This is a genomic window from Spartinivicinus marinus (assembly GCF_026309355.1).
Lineage (GTDB): Bacteria > Pseudomonadota > Gammaproteobacteria > Pseudomonadales > Zooshikellaceae > Spartinivicinus > Spartinivicinus marinus.
The window spans coordinates 644,077-662,218 of record NZ_JAPJZK010000001.1 but is presented as its reverse complement, the minus strand read 5'-3'; the positions used below and the strand labels follow the sequence as shown (position 1 = coordinate 662,218).

Here is an 18,142-nt window from a genome sequence, read left to right as displayed (position 1 = left end):
ACAACAACTTTATTTATCTTGGTAGCGCTCTTTGATTGAGATAAACTCATCTATGTTATTCATTAGAATGTCAACCAAAGTCGGGTCAAAGTGTTTGGCTCGTTCTTTTGTTATGTACGCAAGTACCTCATCTATTTCCCATGGGCTTTTGTAACAGCGCTTGCTACTTAATGCGTCAAATACGTCAGCTAGTGCTGTAATGCGACCATAGATATGAATTTCTTCACCTGATAATTGATTTGGATAACCCGAGCCATCCCATTTTTCGTGATGTTGTTGAGCGATAACACTAGCTGCATAAAATACTTTCGATTCGTCTCCTTTAAGGATATTGTAGCCAGCCTCTGCATGAGTTTTCATTACCTCCCATTCGGTATCAGTCAACTTTTCGGGTTTATGCAGAATGGCATCGGGGATGGCAACTTTACCTATATCATGTAGGGGGGAGGCCATTTCAACAATTTCAGCTTCTGTTGCACTTAACCCTAATTTTATAGCAAGTAATTTTGAGTATTCTGCTACCCGTTGGATATGAGCGCCCGTCTCTTTGGAGCGGTTTTCTACAGCAGAGCCTAGTGTGTTGATGATTTTACGTTGGATTTGATCGCTTTCTTCACTCAGCTTTAAGTTTTCTAAGCATGTAGTAACATTATGTAGAAAAATATCGATTAAATGTTTTTCTATAGCACCTAAAGTATCTATTTTATTAATGCCTGAAAAGTACATGACTAATTCATTGTTATGCCGTGAAGTATAGTAAGCATAGCCGTTTTCCGTGCAGATACTCTGTTGTTTTTCTAAAGCTGTTTTGATGCACGTTTGGATGTTTTCATCTAATTGAGTAATATTGCTTCCAGTTGACGTTTCGTGGCAGCCTGTACCACAAAGCACTTTTATATCGGTTGAGCCTGATAAATTGGCTGTAGCAAGATGATTATTGTTAATAATTAATGTATTATCAGTTAAATGAAGTAATCCACAAAGTTGGGTTGCCACACCTGTTAGTAGTTGATTGAGAGATCGAAACTGATAAATATTGTCCAGAGATTGAATGACCTCTTTGAGCCCTTGCTTGTTTTTTTCAATGGATATGATATTCCGATAGGAGCGCAGGTTGGAGCGCATTAAAGTAAATAGCTTCTGGGAAGTCAGCTCAGTTTTTTCTTTGTAATCATCAATATCATAATTAACAATGACTTCATTTTCTGGGGCTTGGCCTGGTTGTCCTGTGCGGAGTACTATTCTCACAAAAGGGTTTTTCAAATTTTCTCGAATATACTTAACTACCTCAAGACCAGCATGGTCGCTTTCCATTACGACATCTAATAAAATCAGCGCTATATTAGATTCCTTTTCAAGGAGCTGGCATGCTTCTTGTCCTGAGTAGGCACTGACAAACTCGATTTTAGAGCCTTCGAATGTAAAGTTACTTAAGACCATTTTAGTGATTGTGTGTACTTCAAGATCATCGTCAACCACCATTACCTTCCATTTATCTTCAGTTGCTGAGTTCGTATCAGCTTTTTTAGTAGGCTCATTAGAGGAAGATTTGTTCGCAAAGATAAAATTAGGCATGATGTAGCATTACCGCTGTAATGAGCTGATATTTGGCCAGTCAACCATATTATTTGTAGTATAACAGACGCCTATCTTTTGTCAGAGTTAAGCAAAAAGATCATCACTTTATATTAAATAAAAATATATTTATCAGATTTGATTCTATTAAGCCCGGCAATGCTAGGCTTAATAAGTTGCTGGATAATTGGCAGGGTAGAATATGGTTGATTTATTTTACGTTATACCCAGGAGGTACTTTTTTGGGGTCAAAGGCTTCTTTATTTTCCCCAAATGACCAGTGATAGCCATCAATGTCAACGGCAGAATACATTTCATCACCCCAGAACATGAGTGTAGGCTCCATAATAATCTCAGTACCTGCTGCTTTTGCTTGTTCATAGTGGGCTTGGATATCGGGACAGTATACATAAAGGCCAATACCATGCTGAATCTGACTGTGCTTGGGTGTCACGCTATTATTTTGCATAGCCCCTTGTCTACCCAGCATGATCCGGGCGTCATGAAAGGACATTTCTGCATGAACTAGCGTATTACCATCCGCAAGAGGGTTTTCTGCTGGGATAAAACCAAAAGATGTTTGATAAAACTTCAGTGAAGCTTCAATGTCTTTAACTGTAATATAGGGCATCAGTTGTGGCATACCGTCTGCGATGTAGGATGGGGTAGCCATAAATATCTCTCCTTGATGATGGTGAAATTGAGATTAACTTTGTAAGGAACTGTAAAATGCTAAAGCATGATAAGTCTACAATGATATCGGCAGAACAAGCATTACCAGGTTGTGATGAATTGATGAAGATTACCAATCAACACTTTGTTTTGGGTAATCCATTGATACCGCCATTTCCTACGGGGTATCAGCAAGCGGTGTTTGGGTTGGGGTGTTTCTGGGGAGCTGAGCGCTTATTTTGGCAGCAAGCGGGTGTTTATACCACGGCTGTGGGGTATGCAGGTGGTTTTACTCCTAATCCTACTTACCAAGAAGTTTGTTCTGGAATGACAGGGCATGCAGAAGTGGTACTGGTGGTCTTCGATCCTGATCGAATTAGCTATCAGCAGCTGTTACAGATATTTTGGGAGTCCCATAACCCTACCCAAGGAATGAGGCAAGGCAATGATCGGGGAACTCAATACCGTTCTGCTATTTATGTAACCTCTTCTGAGCAGCAACAGTGCGTGGTGCAATCGAAAACGCATTATCAGGATGCTTTGACCCAGGATGGATATGCTGAAATTACCACTGAAATTACTGAGCTGAAACATTTTTACTATGCAGAGGAATATCATCAGCAATACTTAGCTAAAAATCCTGATGGTTATTGTGGGTTGAAAGGCACAGGTGTGAGTTGTGGCATTTAGGGCCTGTTAATATTATTTGAATCACCACTGCCTGAGGTTATTTTTTTGTGCTTTTATCGTTTTATTTTTGTTCAATTAATTAATAAAAAATTGAAGGTTTCTCTCGTAAAAGTTGGCTATTTCTAGTGCGAAAAAATATATGAGGCTTGGTTCTTTTTTTAAAAAGTGGGTGGTTAAAAAATCAAATTTTGATTGGTATCTTTTGTGCCTTGTTTGATAATTGTTCAATATCTAAAAGGAGTTTTTATGAAAAACTTACTCAAGTCTTTAACTCTCGCTATTTCAGTTTTAATGGCTAGCTTCTCTTGGGCAAGTGCCAATGAAGTGAATATTAATACGGCCGATGCAGTCACTATTGCAGAGGTTTTGACAGGTGTTGGTGAAGCTAAGGCAAAAGCCATTATTGCTTACCGTGATGAGCATGGCGATTTTACTAGTATTGAACAATTGCTTGAAGTTAAAGGAATTGGAGAGGGAACTTTGAACAAAAATGAGGGAAAAATAGTAGTTAAATAATTAGCTTTAACTGAATAATTAAAATTGGCTCCCCGAACTGGACTCGAACCAGTGACCCAATGATTAACAGTCATTTGCTCTACCAACTGAGCTATCGGGGAAGCACTAACGGGGTGGTATACTAATAATTTGTGAGGGGAAGGTCAACACTTTGTTGGTGGTTAAAATTCGGTTTTCCAACAAAGTGTTACACTTGATTAAACCTTGTACTACCCTAAGATATTCAAAGCTCACCAAATGGCGAGCTTTCTTTTTTTGCTTCTTACAACGCTTGATGTATACGGTCTAATGCTTCATTAAGTATGACTTCACTTGTTGCATAAGATAACCGCATATAGCCAGGTGCACCAAAAGCGGAGCCTGGTACTAAAGCAACCCCTGCTTGTTCGAGTAAATACTCAGCAAAATCGACATCAGAGTTCATGCCCTTATTATTCATAGCTTCTGAGAAGTTAGCGAAAGCATAAAATGCGCCATCAGCTTCAATGCAAGAAACACCAGGCAATTGGTTGAGCCTTTCAACGACTAGATCATGACGTACTTTAAAGGCTTTAACCATTTCTTTTACGCACTCTTGGGAGTTGCTTAATGCAGCCGTTGCAGCAGCCTGTGAGATGGAGCAAGCGTTGGAGGTGCTTTGGGACTGGATTTTTTTCATGGCAGCAATGAGGGTTGCAGGCCCTGCTGCGTAACCAATTCGCCAGCCAGTCATGGAGTAAGCCTTTGAAACACCATTAAGTACAATGGTGCGAGGATATAAATCAGGTGCTGCATTTAAAATATTGCTGAATGGCTCATCACTCCACAGTATCTTTTCATACATGTCATCAGTGGCAACCAGTATATTGGGATGGGCCTGAAGTACTTCAGCTAATGCGGCTAAGTCAGCTTTAGTATAGGCGACACCTGTAGGGTTTGATGGGCTATTCAAAACAACCAGCCGGGTCTTATCTGTAATAGCGGCAGATAGTTGCTCAGCAGTCAGCTTAAACCGGTTCTCCTCCAGGGTAGGGATGATGATAGGTTCAGCCTCTGCAATCTTCACCATATCAGGATAAGAAACCCAGTAAGGAGCGGGGATAATGACCTCATCACCTGGGTTTAACAGGGCTAAAGCCAAGTTGAAAAAGCTTTGCTTTCCACCAGAGGAAACCAGGATCTGGTTCGGCTGATAGGTGAGCTGATTATCATTAGCCAGTTTATTAATGATGGCTTGTTTTAGTTCGGTTGTACCATCTACAGCAGTATATTTTGTTTGGCCTGCATTGATGGCAGCAATGGCTGCATCTTTAATATGTTTGGGTGTGTCAAAATCAGGCTCACCAGCACCTAGACCAATAATATCTTTACCTTCAGCACGCAGTGCGGCTGCACGGCTGGTGACGGCTAATGTGGGGGAAGGTTTGATGGCACTGACACGAAGGGAGAGCTGCACGTCCACCTTGATTCCTCTTAAATCGGTTTATGTGTTTACTATTTGATTTGCTCAGGCTAGCCTGTATACCCATTCGTAAATAGTTATTACGTTTGGGGTAATTACCAGTTAAAAATAGCCCTAATATATTGGGTAGGTATTAACTGACTTTTTAGATCTTTTGCTCATCCATCATACTAGATGAAGCAGGCTTCAGGAACCATGACAAAGCAATTTCAAGTTGTTTCAACGTTTCAGCCAGCAGGTGATCAAGGCGCAGCGATTAAGGCTGTGATACAAGGTGTGAATGCTGGCCTGGCATCACAGACTTTATTAGGCGTTACTGGGTCAGGTAAAACTTACTCAGTAGCCAAAGTGATTGAGCAGTTACAACGGCCTACATTAGTGATGGCACATAATAAGACGCTAGCGGCTCAATTGTATGGCGAATTCAAAAGTTTTTTCCCAAATAACTCTGTTGAGTACTTTGTTTCTTATTACGACTACTACCAGCCAGAAGCTTATGTACCCACCTCTGATACCTACATTGAAAAAGATGCTTCAATCAATGACCACATTGATCAGATGCGCCTTTCGGCAACAAAGGCATTACTTGAAAGGTCTGATGCCATCATAGTGGCCACTGTTTCGGCAATTTATGGCTTGGGTGATCCAGAATCTTATTTGAAAATGGTGATGCACCTTGATCGAGGTGATACGGTTGATCAGCGAACTATTTTAAGGCGATTGGCTGAGCTGCAATATACTCGTAATGATCTTGAGTTACGAAGGGGAACCTACCGAGTGCGCGGTGATGTCATTGATATTTTCCCAGCAGACTCTGAACAGGAAGCCGTTCGAGTTGAGTTATTTGATGAAGAGATTGACCAACTGGCTTACTTTGACCCACTGACAGGAACGGTCACTCAAAAGACTCCCCGAGTCACTATTTTCCCCAAGTCTCACTATGTGACACCAAGGCAAAAATTGCTGGATGCTGTTGAAGAAATAAAAGTTGAATTAAAAGAGCGTCTGGAGCAGTTACGAAGTAATAATAAGTTGGTTGAAGCTCAGCGCCTAGAACAACGCACTCGTTATGATTTAGAAATGATCATGGAGTTGGGCTATTGCACAGGTATTGAAAACTACTCCCGCTATCTTTCTGGTCGGGCTCCAGGCGAACCCCCACCAACCCTATTTGATTACCTACCCGATGATGCCTTGTTAGTGATTGATGAGTCTCATGTGACTGTGCCGCAAGTGGGGGCCATGTATCGTGGTGACCGCTCTCGTAAGGAAACCCTAGTGGAGTATGGCTTCCGCTTACCTTCTGCCTTGGATAACCGTCCGATGAAGTTTGAAGAGTGGGAGCTGAAACGCCCGCAAACTATTTTTGTGTCAGCAACACCAGGCCCGTATGAAATGGAGCACCAAGGTCAGCAGGTTGAGTTGGTGGTAAGGCCAACAGGGCTAATTGATCCAGAAATAGAAGTTCGGCCTGCGACTAGTCAAATCGATGACTTATTGTCTGAAATCAGTGTGTATGTAGAGCAGCAGCAACGGGTGTTGGTAACTACCTTAACTAAGCGGATGGCAGAAGATCTAACGGAGTTTCTGCTTGAGCATGGGGTTAAGGTCCGTTATTTACACTCAGATATTGATACGGTTGAGCGTGTAGAGATTATACGCGACCTGCGCCTGGGGGTGTTTGATGTATTGGTGGGCATTAACCTGCTAAGAGAAGGCCTGGATATGCCCGAAGTCGCCTTGGTGGCTATTCTGGATGCAGATAAAGAAGGCTTCTTACGCTCAGATCGTTCCCTAATTCAAACTATTGGCCGCGCTGCCCGTAATATTCACGGTAAAGCGATTTTATATGCGGATAAAATTACCGGCTCTATGCAGCGTGCCATTGATGAAACTGATCGCCGTCGAGCAAAACAGGTGGCGTACAATCAACAGCATGGCATTACTCCAAAAGGAGTGACCAAAGCTGTTGCGGATATTCTTGAAGGTGCCACAATTCCAGGGAAAAAAGGCAAGAAGGGCAAGCAGCAGAGGAAGGTTGCAGAGCCGGAAGCACAGTATCAAGTGAAGCACGCTAGCCGAGAGAGTTTGTTAGCGCAAATCAGTAAGCTTGAAGAGAAAATGTATGAGCATGCCAAGAACCTTGAGTTTGAGGAAGCAGCGTCGGTACGTGATCACATTAATCAACTAAAGCAAAATGCGCTCTTACAATAGTTGGGGCTTAGTCGAAATTGCTTGCGTAGTCATTAGTGCTTACTAGGATTATACTTGCCGGCAGTTATAACCTTTAAATTGATAAATGAGTTAGATTTTAGGCGGAGAAACGACTACATGGACCAGCGATTAAAAGAAAAGAAAATCGCAGTAATTGGCTTAGGTTATGTGGGTTTGCCATTAGCCGTGGAGTTTGGCAAGCACTATAACACAGTTGGCTTTGATATTAATCAAACGCGAGTTGCTGAGCTTTGTGATGGTGTAGACAAAACCTTGGAAGTGGACTCAGCTGAGTTAAAAGCGGTAGATAAAATCAGTTATACAGCCAGTGTAGCTGACCTGAAAGACTGCTCTATCTATATTGTGACTGTTCCTACGCCAATTGATGACTATCGGCAGCCTGATTTAACCCCTTTAACCAAAGCCAGTGAAATGCTTGCTAAAGTAATCAGCAAGGGTGATATCGTTATCTATGAGTCGACAGTTTACCCAGGAGCAACCGAAGAACACTGCATTCCTATATTAGAGCAAGGCTCTGGTTTGACTTATAACCAGGATTTTTTTGCTGGCTACAGTCCTGAGCGAATTAACCCAGGTGATAAAGAGCACCGCTTAACGACTATTAAAAAGGTAACGTCTGGCTCAACTCCTGAAATCGCTGAGCTGGTGGATCAACTGTATGCCAGCATTATCACTGCAGGTACTCACAAAGCATCTTGTATTAAAGTGGCTGAAGCAGCCAAGGTAATTGAAAATACCCAGCGAGACTTGAATATTGCCTTGATTAATGAGTTGGCATTGATTTTTGAGCGGATCGGCATTGATACATTAGAAGTATTAGAAGCAGCAGGAACCAAGTGGAATTTCTTACCATTTCGACCAGGATTAGTCGGTGGCCACTGTATAGGCGTAGACCCTTACTACCTTACCCATAAAGCAAAGTCCATTGGCTATCGCCCTGAAGTGATTTTGGCAGGCCGGCGGATTAACGACCGGATGGGTGCCACTGTTGCCAACCGAGTGCTAAAGCTAATGGTGGGTAGAAAACTCAACCTGTCGGAAGCCAAAGTCCTTATTCTTGGGTTGACCTTTAAAGAAAACTGTCCAGATCTACGTAATACCAAAGCCATTGATATCATCTCAGAACTGCAAGGTTGGGGAGTGCAAGTTGATGTGCATGATCCTTGGGTTGATCCTGCAGAAGCACATCATGAGTATCAGCTTGAAGTATTGACTGAGCTACCTAAGCAACAATATCAAGCCATTATTTTAGCCGTAGGGCATCAACAGTTTGTTTCTCTAACAGAAGACCAGCTGAATGCACTAAAAGCCGCGAATGGTGTGCTATTTGATGTAAAAAGTGCGCTCCCTAAAGCATGGGTTGATGATAGGCTGTAATTTTCTTAAAGCGACTACTCATGAAAATAACCATTATGGGGACAGGCTATGTAGGTCTCGTAACAGGGGCCTGCCTAGCTGATGTAGGGCATCAAGTTTTTTGCTTTGATATTAATCGTGAAAAAATTCAACAATTGTTGCAAGGTCAGGTACCTTTTTTTGAGCCTGGCCTGGCTCAAATTATAAAGCGCAATGTCAGTCAGCGACTCTTTTTCAGTGACGATTTTTTGCAGTCTCTTAATTATGCAGATGTTATTTTTATTGCAGTAGGAACACCACCCAACGGAGATGGTTCTGCGGATTTACAGTATGTATTAGGTTTGGCTGAGCAAATTGGCAGTCATATTACTGATAGTAAAATTATTGTTACTAAATCGACTGTGCCTGTAGGCACGGCTGAAAAAGTTAAGCAGGTTGTTGATCAACAGTTAGAAGTACGTGGCTTAACAGTTAACGTTGAAGTGGTAGCAAATCCTGAATTTCTCAAGGAGGGGGCTGCTGTTGCAGATTTTATGCGGCCTGACCGAATTGTTGTCGGTGTTGAATCAGAAAGCACAAAACAGGTGATGTCTGAAATTTATGCGCCATTTAATCGTAACCATAATCGAATGATGTTTATGGAGGTTAAGGCGGCAGAACTAACCAAGTATGCAGCCAATGCTATGTTGGCGACCAAAATTAGCTTTATGAACGATATGGCTAATCTAGCTGAGCGCTTAGGTGTTGATATTGAGCAAGTTCGACTAGGCATTGGTTCTGATCATCGAATTGGTTATCACTTTATTTATCCAGGCTGTGGTTATGGTGGCTCCTGTTTTCCAAAGGATGTCAAAGCAATTACGCAAACAGCAAGACAAGCTGGTAGTCCTCTAACCTTATTAGAAACAGTCGATCAGGTTAATCAAAAGCAGAAGCAAGCGCTATTCAATAAGCTCAACCAGTATTTTGCTGGCGAGCTAAGTGGCAAAGTGATTGCTGTTTGGGGGTTAGCATTTAAGCCTAAAACCGATGATATGCGTGAAGCCCCCAGTCGACAGTTAATGGAGCAATTATGGCAGGTGGGTGCAACCGTTAAGGCATTTGACCCAGAAGCCATGGCGCAAGCCAGGTTAATCTATGAAGGGAGCCTGAAACTGACTTTGGTTGATAACCCTTATGATGCTTTAGTTGAAGCAGATGCGTTGGTTATCTGTACTGAGTGGGCGGTGTTTCGTGCCCCAGATTTTGAGCAGATGAGGCAGTTGTTGCGCCAACCTGTCATTTTTGATGGCCGTAATATTTATGATCCTCATGCGATGGCTTGTTTGGGGTTTCACTATTACGCCATTGGTCGTGGCAAGTCTGCATTAAATGGGTAAAATAATGCTGCCTTGTTTTGCCGTTTTTGTAAGAAGTAAGTGTTGTATACTATCAGTGAAACTGGTGGAAAATATTAGCGCAATCGTTTTGCGGCAGTCTCATTAAGTAGGAAGCCAAGTTGAGCAATAATATGAAGATTTTAGTAACAGGAGCAGCTGGGTTTATTGGTTGTCATGTGACTCGTTATTTATTATCCCGTGGTGATCAGGTTGTAGGCTTGGATAATGTTAATGATTATTATGACGTTAACCTCAAGCTGGATCGGTTGAAGTTGATTGACAGCCATGAGCAGGCTTCCAATTTTCAGTTTGTTAAAATGGACTTGGCTGATAAAGAAGGAATGGCCAAGCTGTTTGCTGAAGAGCAGTTTGATAAGGTGGTTCACTTAGCTGCTCAAGCTGGTGTTCGGTATTCTATAGAAAACCCTCATGCTTATATCGATAGTAATATCGTTGGTTTTATGAATATTTTGGAAGGCTGCCGGCATCAGCAAGTTAAACACTTGGTGTATGCCTCTTCTAGCTCTGTGTATGGTGCCAACGAAGAAATGCCATTCTCAGTGCATCACAATGTGGATCACCCACTGTCATTGTATGCAGCCACTAAAAAGTCTAATGAGCTGATGGCGCATACCTACTCTTCATTATACGGCTTACCTACTACAGGGCTGCGCTTTTTTACCGTTTATGGCCCTTGGGGGCGGCCCGATATGGCGCTGTTTTTATTTACCAAAAATATTCTGGCTGGTAAGCCAATTGACGTCTTTAACTATGGTAAGCATCGCCGTGACTTTACCTATGTTGATGATATTGTTGAAGGTGTAGTCAGAACCCTTGATAAAACGGCCACCGCAAATCCTGACTGGACTGGCATGAGCCCAGATCCCGGTACTTCCAAAGCCCCATGGCGGGTATACAATATTGGTAACAACCAGCCAGTGGAGCTGCTGACATACATTAGTACTCTGGAAGAAAAACTAGGCAAAAAAGCGGAAATGAACTTGTTACCATTACAACCTGGTGATGTGCCCGATACTTATGCCAATGTAGAAGACCTGGTTAATGATGTAGACTACAAACCAAGCACAACAGTTGCTGAAGGTATTGACCGGTTTGTTCAATGGTATCGGGATTACTATCAGGCGTGATAGTTACCTAAGATGGCATTGCAAAATAGGGGTTGTCTTTTTTTAAAATGATTGATAAGGTACGCCCCACGTTTCAGGCGCGTAGCTCAGTTGGTTAGAGCGCCACCTTGACATGGTGGAGGTCGTTGGTTCGACTCCAATCGCGCCTACCAAGTTTTAAAAGAGGCCAGTCTAAAGACTGGCTTTTTCTGTTTCGCTTTGAATGTTTGAGTTAACAAACAAGTCTCCTGACTGAGTTTACCTTACAAAGCAAACTAAACATGTGGCCTTTGGTGTGGGTCACCACTGAACCAAGTAAGGAAATCTAATGCCTGTAATTACCCTTCCTGATGGCAGTAACCGCCAGTTTGATCAGCCCATATCTGTGTTAGCTGTCGCTGAATCAATCGGCCCCGGACTGGCTAAAGCTACGATTGCCGGTCGCGTCAATGGTCAGCTAAAAGATGCCTGTGACCTAATTGAAGAAGATGCTGAGCTTCAAATCATTACCGCCAAAGACGAAGAAGGTGTCGACATTATTCGCCACTCATTTGCTCACTTAGTTGGCCATGCAGTAAAGCAGCTGTTCCCAACGGCTAAAATGGCGATTGGTCCAGTAATAGAAAATGGTTTCTATTATGATATCGCTTATGAGCGCTCATTTACTCACGAAGACCTGCAGGCAATCGAGACTCGAATCGGTGAGTTGATTAAAAAAAATTATCCTGTCATTAAAAAGATGACTCCTGTGGAAGAAGCACGGCAGGTGTTTCTCGATAGAGGTGAGAACTATAAAGTACAGTTGATTGATGATATGGATGCAACTGTTAAGGCAGTCGGCTTATATCATCATGAAGAATACACTGATATGTGTCGTGGCCCCCATGTACCCAATACCCGTTTTTTAAGAGCCTTCAAGCTCACTAAACTGGCTGGTGCCTACTGGCGGGGCGATTCTAATAATGAAATGTTGCAGCGTATTTATGGTACTGCTTGGGCTGATAAAAAGCAGCTAAAAGCTTATTTGCATCGTTTGGAAGAAGCAGAAAAAAGGGACCATCGTAAGCTAGGTAAGCGACTAGGGTTATTTCATACTCAGGAAGAAGCGCCAGGAATGGTGTTTTGGCATCATCATGGCTGGACTATTTATCAAGTGATTGAGCAGTATATGCGACAGGTTCAGCGTGATAATGGTTACCTGGAAATAAAAACCCCTCAAATGGTTGATCGAACTTTATGGGAAAAATCTGGGCACTGGGATAAGTTCCAGGACATGATGTATACGACCCATTCAGAAAGCCGCGATTTTGCTGTAAAACCGATGAACTGCCCTTGCCATGTGCAGGTATTTAATCAAGGATTACGGAGTTACCGTGACCTGCCATTACGTCTGGCTGAATTTGGCTCCTGTCATCGTGATGAACCATCTGGTACCTTACATGGTCTGATGCGGGTAAGAGGCTTTACCCAAGATGATGCTCATATTTTCTGTACTGAGGATCAGATCCAGCAAGAAGTGGCCACGTTTATAGACTTACTATTTGCTGTTTACCGAGATTTTAGCTTTGATGAAGTGATGCTAAAGCTATCCACTCGTCCTGAGCAACGAGTTGGTTCTGATGCAGTATGGGATCAGGCAGAAGCTGCTCTTGCCTCTGCGCTTGATGCTACTGGTTTAGATTGGGAAGAGCTACCTGGCGAAGGTGCCTTTTATGGACCTAAAATTGAGTTTTCATTAAAAGACTGTATTGGTCGGGTATGGCAGTGTGGAACAATTCAGGTAGACTTTTCAATGCCTGATCGATTGAGTGCTCAATACGTGGCTGAAGATGGCTCGCGTCAAGTTCCAGTGATGCTACACCGTGCTATACTTGGCTCGTTTGAGCGTTTTATCGGTATTTTAATTGAGCACTATGAAGGTGCAATGCCACCTTGGCTGGCACCTGTGCAAGCGGTGGTGTTAAATATTACCGATAATCAGGCTGACTATGCAGCGAAAGTCGTTGATCAACTAAAAAATCAAGGCTTTCGAGTCTTATCAGACTTGAGAAACGAAAAAATCAGTTTTAAAATCCGCGAGCACACTTTACAAAAAGTACCTTATCTCTTGGTTGTTGGTGATCAAGAGATGAATGCTGGGACGGTCGCTGTAAGGACTCGAAAAGGGCAAGACCTAGGAACCCTCTCAATCGAAGAGTTCTGCAAGCATCTGTCAGCAGATATAGAATTACGCGGCCGATTACAGAGTGAATCGAAGTAGGAGACATTACAATTAAGCGCGACAACAGAAGAGAAAAACGTGCCAATCGTATCAACGATGAGATTCGTGCTAAACAGGTGCGTTTGATTGGAGCTGATGGCGATCAGGTAGGCATTGTAGATTTATCCGATGCATTGGCTAAGGCAAAAGAAGCTACGCTTGATCTAGTCGAAATCAATAGCAGTGCCGAGCCACCTGTTTGTAAAGTAATGGATTATGGCAAGCATCTGTTTGAGCTTAAAAAGCAGAAAGCGGCTGCAAAGAAAAAGCAGAAACAAACTCAGGTGAAAGAAATTAAGTTTCGCCCGGGAACCGAAGAAGGGGATTATCAGGTAAAACTGCGCAACCTGATACGTTTCCTTACAGAGGGCAATAAAGCCAAGGTGTCGTTAAGATACCGCGGTCGAGAGATGGCTCACCAAGAGCTGGGATTAGAGTTGCTAAAACGGGTTGAAGCCGACTTGGACGAGTACGGTACTGTTGAGCAATATCCCAAAATGGAAGGTCGTCAGTTGATCATGGTGTTAGCCCCGAAAAAGAAAAAGTAGTTTTAAGCAAACTGACACAGGGTTAGTTTCACTACTTTTTATTAACTAAATGGCAAAGGCTATAAGCCTCACGAATGCGGAGTGAATATTATGCCAAAAATGAAAACCAACAAAGGTGCTGCGAAGCGCTTTAAAAAGACTGCGTCTGGCTTTAAGCGTAAGAGTGCGTTTAAAAGCCACATCCTCACAAAAATGACCACTAAGCGTAAGCGTCAGTTACGTGGTACCTCTGCAGTAGCTGCTGCTGATGTACCAGCAGTAAAAAGAATGCTGCGAGCGAACTAGTCAACTTTTCTTAGGGTTCAATATTTTTAAAGTAGGAGTGAGGAATGCCTCGAGTTAAACGTGGTGTTGTGGCGCGTCGCCGTCATAAGAAAATTTTAAAGCAGGCTAAAGGTTATTACGGTGCTCGTAGCCGAGTATTTCGTGTAGCTAAACAAGCTGTTACTAAAGCAGGCCAGTATGCTTACCGTGACCGTCGTCAGCGTAAGCGTCAGTTCCGTGCATTGTGGATTGCTCGAATTAATGCAGGTGCGCGTATGAACGGCTTATCCTATAGCCGTTTTATTGCTGGTTTGAAAAAAGCTTCTGTTACCATCGACCGTAAAGTCCTAGCAGACTTAGCTGTTAATGATAAAGAAGTGTTTACTCAGATAGTCGAAAAGGCAAAGCTGGCATTAGCCTAACCAGATTTGTACATCGACTGAAACTAAGAAAGGAGGCTAAAGCCTCCTTTCTTAGTATATGGAGCATGAAAAATCTAAGAAGCAGAAAAGCCTTGCCAAAAATAATGGTTAGTGTTGTACATCAAGTTAAGTATATTGAAGCGCTGAACAAACAGCACAATTATATTTTTGAGAAGGTTTTTGTAAAAGACTGATTACTAATAGCCGGAGTGACCCATGGAAAATCTTGATGCATTAGTTGCTGCTGCGTTAGCCGATGTATCCTCAGCAGCTAATGAGGCTGCACTGGATCAGGTGCGGGTGCAGTATTTAGGTAAAAAAGGTGAAATTACCCAACTGCTAAAAGGTTTAGGCAAGCTGAGTGCCGAGGAACGGCCGCAGGCTGGTGCCAAAATTAATGAAGCTAAGCAACAAGTGCAGCAGGCTATCAATGAAAATAAAACGTTACTTAAGCAGCAACAGTTAGATGCGAAGCTAGCCAGTGAAACAGTAGATGTTACCTTGCCTGGTAGGCGTCAGTCGAAAGGTAGTATTCATCCAGTCACTAAAACCATGGAACGGATAGAAGCATTTTTTGGTAGTGTGGGCTTTAGTGTGGCTGAGGGACCTGAAATTGAGGACGACTATCATAACTTTGAAGCGTTGAATATTCCCTCACATCATCCAGCAAGGGCAATGCACGACACTTTTTATTTTAATAGCCATACGCTGTTGAGAACTCATACTTCTCCGGTGCAGGTTAGAACCATGAAAGAAAATCAGCCGCCGATAAGGATAATTTGTCCTGGGAAGGTTTATCGTTGTGACTCTGATATGACTCATACCCCTATGTTCCATCAGGTTGAAGGGCTATGTGTTGATAAAAATATTAGCTTTGCTGATTTAAAAAGCACGATAGAAGCATTTTTGAGAGTATTTTTTGAACGTGATTTAAAAGTGCGATTTCGCCCGTCCTACTTCCCTTTCACTGAGCCTTCTGCTGAAGTAGATATTGAGTGGGGAACAGACGAAAAAGGGAATACAAAATGGCTTGAAATAATGGGGTGTGGCATGGTTCACCCTAAAGTATTTGAGGCAGTGGGAATTGATTCTGAAAAATATACGGGGTATGCCTTTGGTTTGGGGGTTGAGCGAATGGCTATGCTGCGTTATGGGGTGAATGATCTGCGGATGTTTTTTGAAAATGACTTGAATTTCTTGCAGCAATTTTAAGTGGCCTTAATAAAAGCAACGAAAGGCGTATAGTTTTCAGAATAATTAATTTGTAAATGGTAAAACGATGAAATTCAGTGAACAGTGGCTACGTGAGTGGGTTAACCCGAAAGCAACAACTGAAGAAATAGTATCTACAATCACCATGGCTGGGCTGGAAGTTGATGAAGTTGAGCCTGTTGCTGGTGATTTTAAAGGCATTGTTGTCGGTGAAATTTTAAGTACTGAGCCACACCCTAATGCTGATAAATTAAAAGTGTGTCAGGTAGCTGCTGGTAATGAAACCCTACAAGTGGTTTGCGGTGCGCCCAACGCAACAGCAGGAATGAAAGTGCCGTTTGCTTTGGTTGGGGCTGTATTGCCTGAAAATTTTAAAATTAAAAAGGCAAAACTTAGAGGGGTGGAGTCTTTTGGAATGCTGTGCTCTGAAGCTGAGTTAGGGATTTCTGAAAATCATGATGGATTAATGGCACTACCTGCTGATGCACCTGTTGGAGAAGATATACGTCAGTATTTACAACTAGATGATCATATCATTGATGTTGATTTAACGCCTAACCGTGCTGACTGTTTAAGTATTGCTGGTGTTGCTCGTGAAGTGGGTGTGAGCTTTGATGAGCCTGTTAATTCAGTTGAAATTAAACCTGTACCTCCACAAATTGATGAAAAATTTGCTATAGAAATACAGGCACCCGATGACTGTCCTCGTTATATTGGCCGAGTAATAAAAGATGTGGATTTATCACAACCTACCCCTTTATGGCTAAAAGAAAAATTACGTCGTAGTGGTATTCGTAGTATTGATCCTGTGGTTGATGTGACCAACTATGTGATGTTGGAATTGGGACAGCCAATGCACGGTTTTGACTTGGCAGAATTACACGGTCAAATAATTGTGAGAAAAGCTAAGGCAGAGGAAAAACTTAAATTATTAGATGGCCAGGAAATAACCCTTCAAGATGATATTTTGCTGATTGCTGATGAAAAAGGGCCATTAGCAATGGCAGGAATTATGGGGGGAGAGCACTCTGGGGTTTCAGAAAAAACCAAAGATATTTTCTTGGAAAGTGCTTTTTTTAATCCGATCACTATTGCTGGTAAGGCACGTCGTTATGGTATGCATACCGACTCATCGCATCGCTTTGAACGAGGGGTAGACTATGAGCTACCACGGCTAGCAGCAGAACGTGCTACCGCATTAATTTTAGCAATTTGTGGTGGTCAGCCTGGCCCATTAACAGAGGCGGTTGCACAAGAAAAACTACCTCCACGCCGACAAGTTAAATTGAGAGAAGCAATAATTGAAAGGCTGCTGGGCTTTGGTATGGCGAAGGAAAAGGTTGAAACCATACTAAGTGGGCTTGGGATGCAAGTGGCAGCTGCTGAAGAAAACAGTTGGATAGTAGATGTACCGAGCTATCGTTTTGATATTGAGCGGGAAGAAGACCTGATTGAAGAGCTTGCGCGTGTGTTTGGCTATAACCAACTGCCCACAACAACACCGCAAAGCCAGCAGGTAATGGCACAAATACCAGAGACTAAAACACCACTAAATCAGCAGCGTAAGTTGTTGACAACTTTAGGCTATCAAGAAGTCATTAATTACAGCTTTATTGCTTCAGAGTTGCAGCAGTTGTTTAGTCCAGATTTAAAGCCTCAACCATTGGCTAATCCTATTTCGGCAGACATGGCTGTCATGAGAACCAGCTTATTGCCAAGTTTATTGAGCAATGTGCAATACAACTTAAATAGACAGCAGCCAAGAGTCAGATTATTTGAAACTGGGCAGGTGTTTATCGAAGCAGGTAATGGTTTGACTCAAGAACAAAAAATAGCGGGTGTTGTTTACGGTAGTCTCTTCCCAGAGAGCTGGCACTCTCAAAAACAGTCAGTAGACTTCTATGACCTGAAAGGAGATGTAGAAGCACTGCTTGCCTTAGGTAATGAAGCTGAAGTTGAAATTAAACCTGGTAAGCATACCGCTATGCACCCTGGTCAAACGGCTGCTGTTTATTGTAATGGAAAGCTTGCAGGTCACTTAGGTACATTGCATCCAGAACTACAAGCGAAGTTGGATTTGCCGAATGCTGCCTATTTATTTGAGCTGGACTTAAAGGCAATTAGTGTTGGCAAAGTTACAAGCTTTGTCCCATTGTCTAAATTCCCAGAAGTTAGACGAGACCTGGCGTTTATTGTAAATAGAGCAGTATTAGCCCAAGAGCTTAAGTCAGTAATTGCGGAAAAAGCGGGTGAATGGCTTAAGTCATTGACTTTATTCGACTTATATGAAGGGAAAGGAATTGAACCAGGTCAGAAAAGTGTGGCTTTAGGCTTGACGTTGCAACATCCATCGCGCACTCTTAATGATGAAGAGGTGAACTCAATTATTGATCAAGTAGTCACAGAACTGGAGCAAAAATTTCAGGCAAGTTTGAGGAAGTAGCC

General features: G+C 42.5%; 15 protein-coding genes and 2 tRNA genes. 13 read left to right on the top strand and 4 right to left on the bottom strand.

The annotated features are described in order from the left end of the window. Positions 1-9: 9 nt before the first annotated feature. Positions 10-1,575 (bottom strand): DUF3369 domain-containing protein, encoded by a 1,566-nt coding sequence (locus OQE68_RS03265; protein ID WP_180567977.1) that lies wholly within the window; start codon positions 1,573-1,575, stop codon positions 10-12. Positions 1,576-1,786: 211 nt separating this feature from the next. Beyond that, a complete protein-coding gene (locus tag OQE68_RS03260; protein WP_180567976.1) occupies positions 1,787-2,248 on the bottom strand; it encodes a VOC family protein in 462 nt (153 codons plus the stop codon). Positions 2,249-2,304: 56 nt separating this feature from the next. Between OQE68_RS03260 and msrA the strand changes: the two genes are divergently transcribed. Continuing rightward, on the top strand, positions 2,305-2,937 hold the full coding sequence (msrA, locus tag OQE68_RS03255; protein ID WP_180567975.1) for a peptide-methionine (S)-S-oxide reductase MsrA: 633 nt from the start codon (positions 2,305-2,307) through the stop codon (positions 2,935-2,937). Between the two features lie 246 nt (positions 2,938-3,183). Continuing rightward, complete coding sequence (locus OQE68_RS03250; RefSeq protein ID WP_180567974.1) at positions 3,184-3,453, top strand: ComEA family DNA-binding protein; 270 nt, start codon at positions 3,184-3,186, stop codon at positions 3,451-3,453. Between the two features lie 25 nt (positions 3,454-3,478). Here the strand turns inward: OQE68_RS03250 and OQE68_RS03245 are convergent. Next, positions 3,479-3,554: transfer RNA gene (locus tag OQE68_RS03245), tRNA-Asn, on the bottom strand. A gap of 161 nt (positions 3,555-3,715) precedes the next feature. Then, on the bottom strand, positions 3,716-4,894 hold the full coding sequence (locus OQE68_RS03240) for a pyridoxal phosphate-dependent aminotransferase (protein ID WP_180567973.1): 1,179 nt from the start codon (positions 4,892-4,894) through the stop codon (positions 3,716-3,718). A 195-nt stretch (positions 4,895-5,089) separates the two neighbouring features. On the opposite strand from OQE68_RS03240, the gene uvrB reads away from it, so the two are divergent. The 11 genes from uvrB (at position 5,090) to pheT (ending at position 18,140) form a co-directional block, all read left to right on the top strand. Then, positions 5,090-7,108, top strand: coding sequence for an excinuclease ABC subunit UvrB (uvrB, locus tag OQE68_RS03235; RefSeq protein WP_180567972.1), 2,019 nt, complete (start codon positions 5,090-5,092; stop codon positions 7,106-7,108). A gap of 117 nt (positions 7,109-7,225) precedes the next feature. After that, positions 7,226-8,506, top strand: a complete 1,281-nt coding sequence (gene tviB, locus OQE68_RS03230) for a Vi polysaccharide biosynthesis UDP-N-acetylglucosamine C-6 dehydrogenase TviB (RefSeq protein WP_180567971.1) — start codon at positions 7,226-7,228, stop codon at positions 8,504-8,506. Positions 8,507-8,526: 20 nt separating this feature from the next. Next, positions 8,527-9,864, top strand: a complete 1,338-nt coding sequence (locus tag OQE68_RS03225; protein ID WP_180567970.1) for a UDP-glucose dehydrogenase family protein — start codon at positions 8,527-8,529, stop codon at positions 9,862-9,864. A 131-nt stretch (positions 9,865-9,995) separates the two neighbouring features. Beyond that, positions 9,996-11,012, top strand: a complete 1,017-nt coding sequence (locus tag OQE68_RS03220) for an NAD-dependent epimerase (RefSeq protein ID WP_180567969.1) — start codon at positions 9,996-9,998, stop codon at positions 11,010-11,012. A gap of 75 nt (positions 11,013-11,087) precedes the next feature. Further along, a tRNA-Val gene (locus tag OQE68_RS03215) sits at positions 11,088-11,164 on the top strand. A 155-nt stretch (positions 11,165-11,319) separates the two neighbouring features. Continuing rightward, entirely contained in the window at positions 11,320-13,251 is a 1,932-nt protein-coding gene (gene thrS, locus OQE68_RS03210) for a threonine--tRNA ligase (protein WP_180567968.1), read from the top strand. Continuing rightward, positions 13,242-13,799, top strand: a complete 558-nt coding sequence (gene infC, locus OQE68_RS03205; protein ID WP_266195862.1) for a translation initiation factor IF-3 — start codon at positions 13,242-13,244, stop codon at positions 13,797-13,799. Before thrS ends, infC begins: the two co-directional genes overlap by 10 nt. A gap of 90 nt (positions 13,800-13,889) precedes the next feature. Further along, on the top strand, positions 13,890-14,084 hold the full coding sequence (gene rpmI, locus OQE68_RS03200) for a 50S ribosomal protein L35 (protein WP_180567967.1): 195 nt from the start codon (positions 13,890-13,892) through the stop codon (positions 14,082-14,084). A 44-nt stretch (positions 14,085-14,128) separates the two neighbouring features. Further along, on the top strand, positions 14,129-14,485 hold the full coding sequence (gene rplT / locus OQE68_RS03195; protein WP_180567966.1) for a 50S ribosomal protein L20: 357 nt from the start codon (positions 14,129-14,131) through the stop codon (positions 14,483-14,485). A gap of 216 nt (positions 14,486-14,701) precedes the next feature. Further along, positions 14,702-15,697: a phenylalanine--tRNA ligase subunit alpha gene (gene pheS, locus OQE68_RS03190; protein ID WP_180567965.1), complete on the top strand. Its 996-nt coding sequence runs from the start codon at positions 14,702-14,704 to the stop codon at positions 15,695-15,697. Positions 15,698-15,764: 67 nt separating this feature from the next. Beyond that, positions 15,765-18,140, top strand: coding sequence for a phenylalanine--tRNA ligase subunit beta (gene pheT, locus OQE68_RS03185; RefSeq protein WP_180567964.1), 2,376 nt, complete (start codon positions 15,765-15,767; stop codon positions 18,138-18,140). Positions 18,141-18,142: the final 2 nt, after the last annotated feature.

What these genes read in the sequence shown, in the direction of transcription:
- thrS (WP_180567968.1), top strand. Translation starts at nt 11,320, where the DNA reads ATGCCTGTAATTACCCTTCCTGATGGCAGTAACCGCCAGTTTGATCAG.
- OQE68_RS03220 (WP_180567969.1), top strand. Translation starts at nt 9,996, where the DNA reads ATGAAGATTTTAGTAACAGGAGCAGCTGGGTTTATTGGTTGTCATGTG.
- OQE68_RS03225 (WP_180567970.1), top strand. Translation starts at nt 8,527, where the DNA reads ATGAAAATAACCATTATGGGGACAGGCTATGTAGGTCTCGTAACAGGG.
- rplT (WP_180567966.1), top strand. Translation starts at nt 14,129, where the DNA reads ATGCCTCGAGTTAAACGTGGTGTTGTGGCGCGTCGCCGTCATAAGAAA.
- OQE68_RS03265 (WP_180567977.1), bottom strand. Translation starts at nt 1,575, where the DNA reads ATGCCTAATTTTATCTTTGCGAACAAATCTTCCTCTAATGAGCCTACT.
- msrA (WP_180567975.1), top strand. Translation starts at nt 2,305, where the DNA reads ATGCTAAAGCATGATAAGTCTACAATGATATCGGCAGAACAAGCATTA.
- uvrB (WP_180567972.1), top strand. Translation starts at nt 5,090, where the DNA reads ATGACAAAGCAATTTCAAGTTGTTTCAACGTTTCAGCCAGCAGGTGAT.
- pheS (WP_180567965.1), top strand. Translation starts at nt 14,702, where the DNA reads ATGGAAAATCTTGATGCATTAGTTGCTGCTGCGTTAGCCGATGTATCC.
- tviB (WP_180567971.1), top strand. Translation starts at nt 7,226, where the DNA reads ATGGACCAGCGATTAAAAGAAAAGAAAATCGCAGTAATTGGCTTAGGT.
- pheT (WP_180567964.1), top strand. Translation starts at nt 15,765, where the DNA reads ATGAAATTCAGTGAACAGTGGCTACGTGAGTGGGTTAACCCGAAAGCA.
- OQE68_RS03250 (WP_180567974.1), top strand. Translation starts at nt 3,184, where the DNA reads ATGAAAAACTTACTCAAGTCTTTAACTCTCGCTATTTCAGTTTTAATG.
- OQE68_RS03260 (WP_180567976.1), bottom strand. Translation starts at nt 2,248, where the DNA reads ATGGCTACCCCATCCTACATCGCAGACGGTATGCCACAACTGATGCCC.
- rpmI (WP_180567967.1), top strand. Translation starts at nt 13,890, where the DNA reads ATGCCAAAAATGAAAACCAACAAAGGTGCTGCGAAGCGCTTTAAAAAG.